The sequence below is a fragment of the Synechococcus sp. A15-62 genome (genome assembly GCF_014280075.1).
GTDB lineage: Bacteria > Cyanobacteriota > Cyanobacteriia > PCC-6307 > Cyanobiaceae > Parasynechococcus.
The window spans coordinates 2,081,662-2,091,062 of record NZ_CP047950.1 but is presented as its reverse complement, the minus strand read 5'-3'; the positions used below and the strand labels follow the sequence as shown (position 1 = coordinate 2,091,062).

The 9,401-nt window shown below is 64.5% G+C and carries 11 protein-coding genes; 4 read left to right on the top strand and 7 right to left on the bottom strand.

Features of this window, described 5'->3' with window-relative positions; all coding sequences use genetic code 11:
• Window positions 1-3: 3 nt before the first annotated feature.
• The 4 genes from nadC to SynA1562_RS11915 are packed head-to-tail and all read left to right on the top strand — an operon-like array spanning window position 4 to window position 4,754.
• Complete coding sequence (gene nadC, locus SynA1562_RS11930; RefSeq protein WP_186494022.1) at window positions 4-843, top strand: carboxylating nicotinate-nucleotide diphosphorylase; 840 nt, start codon at window positions 4-6, stop codon at window positions 841-843.
• Window positions 844-886: 43 nt separating this feature from the next.
• Window positions 887-2,659: an arginine--tRNA ligase gene (gene argS, locus SynA1562_RS11925; RefSeq protein ID WP_186494021.1), complete on the top strand. Its 1,773-nt coding sequence runs from the start codon at window positions 887-889 to the stop codon at window positions 2,657-2,659.
• Window positions 2,656-3,774 (top strand): histidinol-phosphate transaminase, encoded by a 1,119-nt coding sequence (locus SynA1562_RS11920; protein ID WP_186494020.1) that lies wholly within the window; start codon window positions 2,656-2,658, stop codon window positions 3,772-3,774. The genes argS and SynA1562_RS11920 overlap by 4 nt, the downstream gene beginning before the upstream one ends.
• Window positions 3,771-4,754, top strand: a complete 984-nt coding sequence (locus SynA1562_RS11915) for an asparaginase (protein WP_186494019.1) — start codon at window positions 3,771-3,773, stop codon at window positions 4,752-4,754. The genes SynA1562_RS11920 and SynA1562_RS11915 overlap by 4 nt, the downstream gene beginning before the upstream one ends.
• Here SynA1562_RS11915 and SynA1562_RS11910 read toward each other — a convergent pair.
• From SynA1562_RS11910 to prfB, 7 genes are all read right to left on the bottom strand, one after another.
• Window positions 4,738-5,460, bottom strand: coding sequence for an MBL fold metallo-hydrolase (locus tag SynA1562_RS11910; protein WP_186494018.1), 723 nt, complete (start codon window positions 5,458-5,460; stop codon window positions 4,738-4,740). The two genes, SynA1562_RS11915 and SynA1562_RS11910, sit on opposite strands and share 17 nt — an antisense overlap.
• Before the next feature lie 26 nt (window positions 5,461-5,486).
• A complete protein-coding gene (locus SynA1562_RS11905) occupies window positions 5,487-6,374 on the bottom strand; it encodes a hypothetical protein (protein ID WP_186494017.1) in 888 nt (295 codons plus the stop codon).
• A 14-nt stretch (window positions 6,375-6,388) separates the two neighbouring features.
• Entirely contained in the window at window positions 6,389-6,982 is a 594-nt protein-coding gene (locus tag SynA1562_RS11900; RefSeq protein ID WP_186494016.1) for an aminodeoxychorismate/anthranilate synthase component II, read from the bottom strand.
• A gap of 14 nt (window positions 6,983-6,996) precedes the next feature.
• Window positions 6,997-7,404: a diacylglycerol kinase family protein gene (locus SynA1562_RS11895; RefSeq protein ID WP_255445795.1), complete on the bottom strand. Its 408-nt coding sequence runs from the start codon at window positions 7,402-7,404 to the stop codon at window positions 6,997-6,999.
• A 122-nt stretch (window positions 7,405-7,526) separates the two neighbouring features.
• Window positions 7,527-8,027 carry an rRNA maturation RNase YbeY gene (gene ybeY / locus SynA1562_RS11890; RefSeq protein ID WP_186494014.1) on the bottom strand — a complete coding sequence of 167 codons (501 nt, stop codon included), beginning with the start codon at window positions 8,025-8,027 and terminating at the stop codon, window positions 7,527-7,529.
• A 2-nt stretch (window positions 8,028-8,029) separates the two neighbouring features.
• Window positions 8,030-8,194 carry a DUF3285 domain-containing protein gene (locus SynA1562_RS11885; protein ID WP_071840165.1) on the bottom strand — a complete coding sequence of 55 codons (165 nt, stop codon included), beginning with the start codon at window positions 8,192-8,194 and terminating at the stop codon, window positions 8,030-8,032.
• Window positions 8,195-8,198: 4 nt separating this feature from the next.
• A protein-coding gene (prfB, locus tag SynA1562_RS11880) for a peptide chain release factor 2 (RefSeq protein ID WP_222929798.1) occupies window positions 8,199-9,327 on the bottom strand; the annotation gives its coding sequence in 2 pieces (ribosomal slippage) (window positions 8,199-9,251 and window positions 9,253-9,327; 1,128 coding nt in all).
• Between the last annotated feature and the right edge of the window lie 74 nt (window positions 9,328-9,401).

The following is a 9,401-nucleotide window of genomic DNA, read 5'->3' as shown; positions in this document are numbered from 1 at the left end:
GGTTTGGACTGGCAATCCCCGGCACTCACCGCTGCCTTGGAGGCCTGGCTGGCGGAAGACATCGGCCGCGGCGATCTGACGGCGGCTGCCTTGCATGGCCAGCAGGGTCAGGCCCATTGGGTCGCCAAACAGCCGGGTCGGTTTTGTGGTGGGCCATTGGTGCAGCGCTTGTTTCAGCGGCTAGATCCCGCGGTGAGCGTTCGGTTGCTGCGGCAGGACGGTGACGCCGTTGAGGCCGGGGACTGCCTGCTGGAGCTGCAGGGGCCGGCCACGGCTTTGGTGGCCGGGGAACGCACCGCCTTGAACCTGGCCATGCGGCTTTCGGGCATCGCCACCGCTACGGCTGACTTGGTGGCCCAGCTCGAGGGCACCGGTGTGCGTCTGGCCGACACCCGCAAGACCACCCCTGGGCTTCGTCTGCTGGAGAAATACGCGGTGCGCTGCGGCGGCGGCATCAACCACCGCATGGGGCTGGATGACGCCGCCATGCTCAAGGAGAACCACATCGCCTGGGCCGGTGGCATCACGGCGGCCATCGCGGCGGTGCGTGAGCAGGCTCCCTGGCCTGCGTCCGTGATTGTGGAAGCGGAGACGGAGGCCCAGGCGCTGGAGGCGGTGCAGGCGGGCGCCAGTGGGGTGCTCCTGGATGAATTCAGCCCTGAGCAGCTCACGCAGCTGGTGCCGCGCCTGCGGGACTGCAGCAATCGCGGAGTGGTGCTGGAGGCCTCCGGCATTCAGCCAGAGCAGTTGCAGGCCTACGCCGCCACCGGCATCGATCTGATCTCCACCAGCGCGCCAGTCACCCGCAGCCGCTGGTTGGACCTGAGCATGCGTTTCACCTGAAGAGGGATGATCAGAGCCGGATTCCCCCGGCCACGCACTGCCCATGCTCAGCCTGTCCCAGTCCCTGGATGCCCAGCTGCGGGCGGCGATGCAACGGGCCTTCCCGGAGGCTGACGCGGGGCTGGACCCCCAGTTGGCTCCCGCCAGCAAGCCGGAATTCGGCGACTTCCAGGCCAACGGTGCGCTGCCCCTGGCCAAGCCCTTGAAGCAAGCCCCCCGGCAGATCGCCACGGCGATCGTGGAGCAGCTGCAGGCCGATCCCGCCTTCACAGACCTCTGCCTGGAGCCCCAGATCGCCGGGCCGGGCTTCATCAACCTCACGATCCGCCCGGAGCGGCTGGCGGCGGAGGTGTCGGCCCGGCTGGGGGACGAGCGGCTCGGCGTGCCGGCGGTCAGCAACGCGGCGCCGGTGGTGGTGGACTTCTCGAGCCCCAACATCGCCAAGGAAATGCATGTGGGGCATTTGCGCTCCACGATCATTGGCGACTCGCTGGCGCGGGTGCTCGAGTTCCGCGGTCATCAGGTGCTGCGGCTCAATCACGTGGGCGACTGGGGCACCCAGTTCGGCATGTTGATTACCCATCTCAAGCAGGTGGCGCCGGAAGCCCTGGAGACCGCCGATGCGGTGGACCTGGGAGACCTGGTGGCCTTCTACCGCGAGGCCAAGAAGCGCTTCGATGACGATGAAGCCTTCCAGTCCACCTCCCGCGATGAGGTGGTGAAGCTGCAGGGGGGCGATTCGGTGTCGCTCAAGGCCTGGGGCCTGCTCTGTGATCAGTCGCGGCGGGAGTTCCAGAAGATCTACGACCGGCTCGACATCCGACTGAGCGAGCGCGGCGAGTCGTTCTACAACCCCTTTCTGCCGGGGGTGATTGATGGCTTGAAGGCCGCCGAACTGCTGGTCACCGACGACGGCGCCCAGTGCGTGTTCCTTGAGGGTGTGCAGGGCAAGGACGGCAAGCCCCTGCCGGTGATCGTGCAGAAGAGCGACGGGGGCTTCAACTACGCCACCACCGATCTGGCGGCCATCCGTTACCGCTTTGGTGCCGCTCCGGAGGGGGATGGCGCCCGCCGCGTCGTGTACGTCACCGATGCCGGCCAGGCCAACCACTTCGCCGGGGTATTCCAGGTGGCCGAACGGGCCGGTTGGATTCCGGACGGTGCGCGGCTCGAGCATGTTCCCTTTGGTCTGGTGCAGGGGGAGGACGGCAAGAAGCTCAAGACACGCGCGGGCGACACCGTGCGTCTGCGGGATCTGCTCGATGAAGCCGTCGAGCGCGCCGAAACTGATCTCCGTTCACGCCTGAAGGATGAGGAACGCAGCGAGTCGGAGGAGTTCATCCAGCATGTGGCGGGCACCGTGGGTTTGGCGGCGGTGAAATACGCCGACCTCAGCCAGAACCGGATCACCAACTACCAGTTCTCTTTCGATCGGATGCTGGCGCTGCAGGGCAACACGGCGCCCTATCTGCTCTATGCCGTGGTGCGTATCGCCGGCATCGCCCGCAAGGGGGGCGACCTTGCGGCTACGAATGCCCAATTGCAGTTCAGCGAGCCCCAGGAGTGGGCCCTGGTGCGGGAGCTGCTCAAATTCGATGCCGTGATCGCTGAGGTGGAGGAGGAGCTGCTGTCCAACCGGTTGTGCAGCTATCTGTTTGAGCTCAGCCAGGTGTTCAACCGCTTCTACGACCAGGTGCCTGTGCTCAAGGCCGATCCTGAAGCGCTGGCATCCCGCCTGGCCCTCTGCCGTTTAACGGCCGACACCCTCAGACTGGGGCTCGGACTGCTGGGCATCGCCACCCTGGACCGCATGTGAGCGACAACACTCAACCGTTCACACCCGGTGGTGCTCCGGCGGCTCGAGCTGCCGTCGAGCAGCTCAAGGCCTACAGCGCGCCGTTGGAGGGCCGCCGCCAGATGCTGCGGCTGGATTTCAACGAGAACACCATCGGCCCCAGCCCCCTGGTGGCCCAGGCGCTGCGCAACTTCAGTACCGAAGAGATTGCCGTGTACCCGGAGTACGACGGCCTGCGGGACGCGTTGCTCCAGAACCTGGTGGAAACCGGCTGCCGGCCGGGATTGAAGCCGGATCAGGTGGGCCTGTTCAACGGCGTGGATGCCGCCATCCATGCGGTGTTTCAGGCCTATGGCGATGCCGGTGAGACCTTGCTCACCACAGCGCCCACCTTCGGTTACTACAGCCCCTGCGCTGGCATGCAGGGCATGACGATCGAAGCGATCCCCTACGAAGGCGAGACGTTCGACTTTCCATTGGCGGCCATTCAGGAGGCGTTGGCGGCTCGCGCGCCGCGGTTGCTGTTGATCTGCAACCCCAACAATCCCACCGGCACGCGCTTGGCGGCAGAAGAGGTGATTGCTTTGGCGGCCTCAGCCCCGGGCACCTTGGTGGTGGTGGATGAGCTCTACGAGGCCTTCACCGGAGACAGCGTGCTGCCGAGTGCAGATTTCACGGCCACACCGAACCTGCTGGTGTTCCGCTCTCTGGCCAAAACAGCTGGTTTGGCGGGGTTGCGGATTGGCTTTGCCATCGGCCATGCCGATGTGGTCGATCGGGTGAGCCGCGTCACGGGGCCCTACGACGTCAACAGCGTGGCTGTGGCCGCGGCGTTCGCTGCGTTGGCGGATCAGTCGTACGTGGATGCCTATGTGGCCGAGGTGCTGCGCGCTCGCGACTGGACCCTGCAGGCGCTGCGGGACGCGGGCGTACGGCATCACTGTGCTGGCGGCAACTATCTGCTGATTTGGCCCCAGTGCCCGGTGGCGGAGGTGGATGCAACGTTGCGCGAGGCTGGAATCCTGGTGCGTTCGATGGCGGGCAAGCCCCTGATTGATGGTTGCTTCCGGGTGAGCATCGGCACCACAAGCCAGATGCAGCGCTTCATGGAGGCGTTCCTCCCCCTGCAGCGATGAACCGCCTGCTGCTGCTGGCCACCGGCGGGACCATTGCCGGCTGTGCGGCCGACAGTGCAACGCTGAACGAATACACCGCGGGTGTGCTGGGGGGTGATGCCCTGCTGGCGGCGGTGCCGCAGCTGCAGGAGCTAGCGGCGATTGATGTGGAGCAGATCGCCAACGTCGACAGCGCTGATCTGTTGTTTGCCCATTGGCGAGCGCTGGTGGGGCGCATCCGTGCTGCCTTCGCGGCGGACCCCGAGCTGGGTGGGGTGGTGATCACCCATGGCACCAACACGCTGGAGGAAACCGCCTGGTTGCTGCAGCTGTTGATCGACGATCCCCGGCCGGTGGTGCTGGTCGGGGCGATGCGGCCGGCCACGGCCCTCAGTGCCGATGGCCCCCTCAATTTGTTGCAGGCGGTGCAGGTGGCCTTAAGCCCAGAAGCGCGCGGTCAGGGTGTTCTGGTGGTGATGGATGGCCAGATCCATGCCGCCGAGCGGGTCACCAAGTTGGCCACCCAAGGGGTGGGGGCCTTTGCCAGCCCCAGTAGCGGGCCCTTGGGCTGGGTGGACGACGTTGGCGTTCATCTGCCAACAGCTCGTGGACCTCGGCAGGTGCCCTTCGCTGATCTCGATTTGCCTGAGCAATGGCCCCAGGTGCCGATCGTCTACGGCTGTGTGGAGCCCGAGCTGCTCCTGCTCAGCGCCTGTCTCAATGCCGGTGTTGCGGGCCTGGTGCTTACCGGAACGGGGGCCGGCCAGTTGTCGGCGGCTGAGCGTTCGGCGCTTGAGGCTTGGCCAGGGAAGCGGCCGTTGATGCTGCGGGCCAACCGTTGCGGGTCAGGGCCCGTACACAGCGATTCCGACGACGAACGACTCGGGCTGCTGTCAGCAGGCAGCCTCAATCCCCAGAAAGCCAGGGTGATGTTGCTGTTGGCTGTGCTGGCGGGTTGGGACAGAAATCAGCTGAAGGCGCTGATCACTGCATCACCGTGATCACGGTGGTGTCGTCGAGGCGGCCCGGCAGGGTTTGCGACCGCCCCACCCGGCGCACGGCGGTGCCATCCATGGCATCGAGGAAAGGTTGAACACCCTCTTGGTCGCAGCCTTCCGGCGCGTCGCCGTTGACGTACTGCACCGGTATGACGCGCTTGGGATTCAATTGATTCACCACTGCCGCGGCTTCTTCGGCGTTGTAAATCTTGCTGCCGCCGCCAACGCCGATGATCAACACATCGGGGTTGCCCAGCAGCACCCGGTCGGCAGGCGCGAGCTCTCCAGCGGTGGCACCGAGGTGGGCAAAGTTGAGGCCCCCCTGCTGCCAGCGCCAGAGGGTGGCGTTGCCAAAGCGGCGTCCGCCCACGCGGTCGTGGGGATTGGCAAAGCCCTCCAGGCTCAGGCCACCAATCCGGTACGACCCGGGTTGGGCCAGAAAGCGGCCGCCGGCCACCTCGCGGGCTCCCTCATCCGCCAGTTCGGAGTTGGCCAGCACAACGCCGGCCGTCAGTCGGGGCTCAGGCAGCCCTGCAGCACAACCAACTGCTTTGTAGGGGTTGAGCAACACTGACTGGCCTCCCCCCTGGATCAGCAATGCCCGTTGCCCGTAGCTGCTGATCGACACCCCACCGCCCGCTATGGCCGGCGACGTGAGGCTGACTGCCAGGCCTGCAGCGGCGGTCACAGCGGAACGCAGGACGGACATGGGAAGGGAAGAACGTGCTTCGGACGCTAACAGCGTTCTTTCTTGCTGCCGATGGCACTGCCCAGTTGCCGCAGCCAGGCCCGGATGCGCTGGTTGAGCTCTGGATCAACGCCCATGTAGGGCGTCTCCATCCAGTTGCGGCGCTCGGCTTCCTGGCAGAGCAGGGTGCGGGCCCGCTTGGCCTTTTTGCCCAGACGAACGCCCTCGCGTTTGAGCTCCTGGCTGAGCTGCAACGCGGTGCGGATGGCCAGATCACCCGGCTGGGAGTTCTGGTTGTCCACCGGCTTGAACCGCACGGTTTCCGGAATTCCCAGGCAGTGGATCAACTGAGCGAAGGGTTCCTTGGGGCCCTCCCCAAGAGATGGCGGTGGGGTGATGGAGCGGTCATAGGGAAAGAACACCGTATGGACGGATGGTTGCTTGTCGAGCCAGCCGAACAGCTGTTCCGGATCGCAGGTGCGTTTGCCGATCGATGGCTTCATCGCTTTGGCGGCGTAGGCCTCCAGCGATTGCGCCGTGGCGAAGCGCTTGACGTGCTGGGTGTAGTGAGAGTTGAGGTAGCTGGGTTGATCCCGCACAAAGCCGATCACGGTCACATCGACGCCGGCTTGGTTCAATTTCTTCAGCAGCCAATCACCGAGGCAGCGGCTGTCCTTGGCAGACCGGGGCCGACTCAGAATGTGTGAGAACGCCTCATGGGACACGATCGGGGTGAACCCTTCCGTTTGGGCCTGACGAATCAGCTTTCGCCAAGGTTTGAAGTTCTTCTTTCGAACGGCCTTGAGCAGCGTCTTCCGTTCCTTGGCGGCGTAGCGAAAGCCGAAATCCTGGAGTTTTGGATTGTTGGCTTTTAGCCGTCTCTGAATCGTTGTGGATGCCGTTTTGTGCATCCCGATGTGCAAGATGAGCCTCATGATGCTCGGCTGGATCAGCCTTCCGCTTCCCGCAGAAAGTTGGCCAGCAGTTGGTGGCCTTGATCGGTGAGCACGCTTTCAGGGTGGAACTGCACCCCCTGCAGGTGCGGATGCTCCCGGTGCCTCAGGCCCATAATCGTGCCGTCTTCGAGCCAGGCAGTCACCTCGAGGCAGTCCGGCAGGGTGTCGCGTTCGGCGATCAGAGAGTGGTAGCGGGTGGCCGTCAGCGGTTGGGGCAGTCCCGCGAACACGCCGTCACCTTTGTGCAGGACGGGTGAGGTCTTGCCGTGCATCTGCTGCTGGGCGCGCACCACCCGGCCGCCGTACACCTGGGCGATGGCCTGATGGCCCAGGCACACCCCCAGGGTGGGCACCGTTGCGGAAAGTTCTTTGAGGATGTCGAGGCAGACGCCCGATTGATCCGGGTCGCCAGGGCCTGGAGAGAGCAGGATCGCGTCGGGCTTCAGGGCGCGGATCTGCTCCAGGCTGATGGCGTCGTTGCGATGCACCTGCAGATCGGCTGCCAACGGATGCTGGGCGGCGAGCTCACCGAAGTACTGCACCAGGTTGAAGGTGAAGCTGTCGTAGTTGTCGATGACCAGCAGCATCTGAGAATCGGGAGTCAGAGCCCCAGGCGGAGCAAGAGCGGCGGAAGCAGGAGAAACAGAGCGATCAGCAAGGAGCTGATGGCGGCCGTCAGCACGGCGGCAGCAGCACAGTCTTTGGCGATGCGGGCCAAGGGGTGATAGCGCCGGCCAATGGCCAGATCCACCACCGCTTCCACCGCTGTGTTCAGCAGCTCCAACACCAGAACGGCAGCCACCGTAAGCACCAGCACGGCCAGGCGGATCAGATCCAGTTCCAGCCAGGTGGCCAGGCCAAACACCACCAGCCCCGTCACCACATGGATACGGAAGTTGCGCTGGGTGAGGAAGGCGTAGCCGAGGCCCTGGGCGGCGTAGCGAAAACTTGCCGGCAGATCGCCGGCGATGCGCCAGCTGCCCCGTCGCCGCATGGCGTTGGGCACCATGGCTACCTCCTCTGAAGCTGCGTCTGCGGAGGCTGTCCGGGGCGATTCAGTGGTCATCGGAACGCAACTCCAACTCCGCAGGGCACATGGCCGCTGCCCGAAGATTACCCGGATTGTTCAGGTCACCCATCCCCTAGAAGCCTCTCCTGCAGGGCAAGCATCGTGGCAAGGCTCTTCTCATCGGGATGGTCCCAGCCCAGCAGGTGCAGCAGGCCATGACTCACCAGCCAGCGCAATTCCTGTTGGAGGCTGTGCCCCTGCTCCTTGGCCTGACGCCGGGCCGTCTCCAGAGAAACGACGATGTCTCCCAGTTCGATGCTGGGGCCCTCCATCCAGTCGCCGGCGTCGTCGAGGGCGGCAAACGACAACACATCCGTGGGGCCTGTCTTCTGGCGCCAGGCGCTGTTCAAATCCGCGATGGTGGCGTCATCGGTGAAGCGCAGCCCCAGGCTCAACTCCTCCGCCGAACGCACCAGGGTTGGGCAGTCGAGGCTCTCATCCCCGCAAACGATCTTCAGCCAAAGCTCCAACTGCTGAAGCCAGACCGTTTCATCGAGCAAATCGCCGCTTTCCGAGGCTTGCAGAGCCCCTTCCTCCCGATCCAATGCGAGGTCGAGCTCCATGCCTAGCCCGGCAGGGTCGGACGCCCCAGCCAAGCCACAAGGGTGATGAAGCCGAGGAAGCCCATGGCGGTGAGGCCGAAGTGAAACAGGCTCTTGCTGCCCTTGCGCACCATGTTGCGCATGGCCTGTTTGACGAAACTCGGCGGTGGGGTGCTCTCGCTGGCCATGGGATCAGGAATCGGCGTCGGCGCCGGGGCTGTCGACACCCTGGCGCAAAGAGGCGTCGATGAACGGGTCGAGGGCCCCATCCATCACCGCTTGCACATCGTTGGTTTCTTCATTGGTGCGCAGGTCTTTCACCATTTGGTATGGCTGAAAAACGTAGTTGCGGATCTGGTTGCCCCAGGCCGCTTCAACGATGTCGCCGCGGATGTCGGCGATTTCGGCCGCCCGTTGCTCCTGGGCGATCACCAGCAGCTTGGCCATCAGCAACGCCATTGCTTTCTCCTTGTTCTGGAGCTGGGAGCGCTCCTGGGTGCAGCGCACAAACAGCCCGGTTGGGATGTGCAGGATGCGCACGGCGGTTTCCACCTTGTTCACGTTCTGGCCACCCGCGCCGCCCGAGCGGCTGGTGGTGATCTCCAGGTCCTTTTCAGGAATATCGAGCTTGACCTCCTCCTCGATCTTGGGCATCACCTCCACACCGGCAAAGCTGGTCTGGCGCTTGTCATTGGCGTTGAACGGTGAGATGCGCACCAGGCGATGGGTGCCCTTTTCGTTGCGCAGGTAGCCGTAGGCGTAGCGACCTTCGATCTCGATCGTGCAGCTCTTGATGCCGGCTTCCTCCCCTTCGGAGAGTTCATCCACGGTTACCTTCATGCCGTGGTCTTCCGCCCAGCGGGTGTACATGCGCAGCAGCATCTGGGCCCAGTCCTGGGCATCCGTTCCGCCGGCACCTGCATTGATGCTGAGGACGGCACCCTCCTTGTCGTATTCGCCGCTGAGCAGACGCTCCAGCTCCCAACGGTCCAGCCCCTGACGCAGCTGGTTCAGACCGTTCTGAGCCTCCTGCAGCAGGTCCTCGTCGGGCTCCAGCTCGTAAAGCTCAAGGGTGGCCTGGGCGTCGTCGATAGCACCGCGCCATCCGGCCAGCTGAGATAGCTGGGCCTTCACCTCATCCAGACGTCGCATCTGCTTCTGGGCGTTCTGCTGGTCATCCCAGAAATCGGGCTGGGCCGCGAGTTGTTCGAGATCCTGTTGCCTGGCGTTCAGTGCAGGAACGTCAAAGACAGTCCTGGGCATTGCCCAGGCGGTCAGTTAGCTCGGAGAGGTCGCGTTTGAAGTCGGTGAGATCCAGCAAGGACTCTGTCCTGATCAGCCTCTGACGCTATCAGCGCAGTTGCTGCATAGGATCCGACCACTGGCATCACCAAC

What these genes read in the sequence shown, in the direction of transcription:
- SynA1562_RS11915 (WP_186494019.1), top strand. Translation starts at nt 3,771, where the DNA reads ATGAACCGCCTGCTGCTGCTGGCCACCGGCGGGACCATTGCCGGCTGT.
- argS (WP_186494021.1), top strand. Translation starts at nt 887, where the DNA reads ATGCTCAGCCTGTCCCAGTCCCTGGATGCCCAGCTGCGGGCGGCGATG.
- SynA1562_RS11895 (WP_255445795.1), bottom strand. Translation starts at nt 7,404, where the DNA reads ATGGTGCCCAACGCCATGCGGCGACGGGGCAGCTGGCGCATCGCCGGC.
- SynA1562_RS11910 (WP_186494018.1), bottom strand. Translation starts at nt 5,460, where the DNA reads ATGTCCGTCCTGCGTTCCGCTGTGACCGCCGCTGCAGGCCTGGCAGTC.
- SynA1562_RS11905 (WP_186494017.1), bottom strand. Translation starts at nt 6,374, where the DNA reads ATGAGGCTCATCTTGCACATCGGGATGCACAAAACGGCATCCACAACG.
- ybeY (WP_186494014.1), bottom strand. Translation starts at nt 8,027, where the DNA reads ATGGAGCTCGACCTCGCATTGGATCGGGAGGAAGGGGCTCTGCAAGCC.
- SynA1562_RS11885 (WP_071840165.1), bottom strand. Translation starts at nt 8,194, where the DNA reads ATGGCCAGCGAGAGCACCCCACCGCCGAGTTTCGTCAAACAGGCCATG.
- SynA1562_RS11900 (WP_186494016.1), bottom strand. Translation starts at nt 6,982, where the DNA reads ATGCTGCTGGTCATCGACAACTACGACAGCTTCACCTTCAACCTGGTG.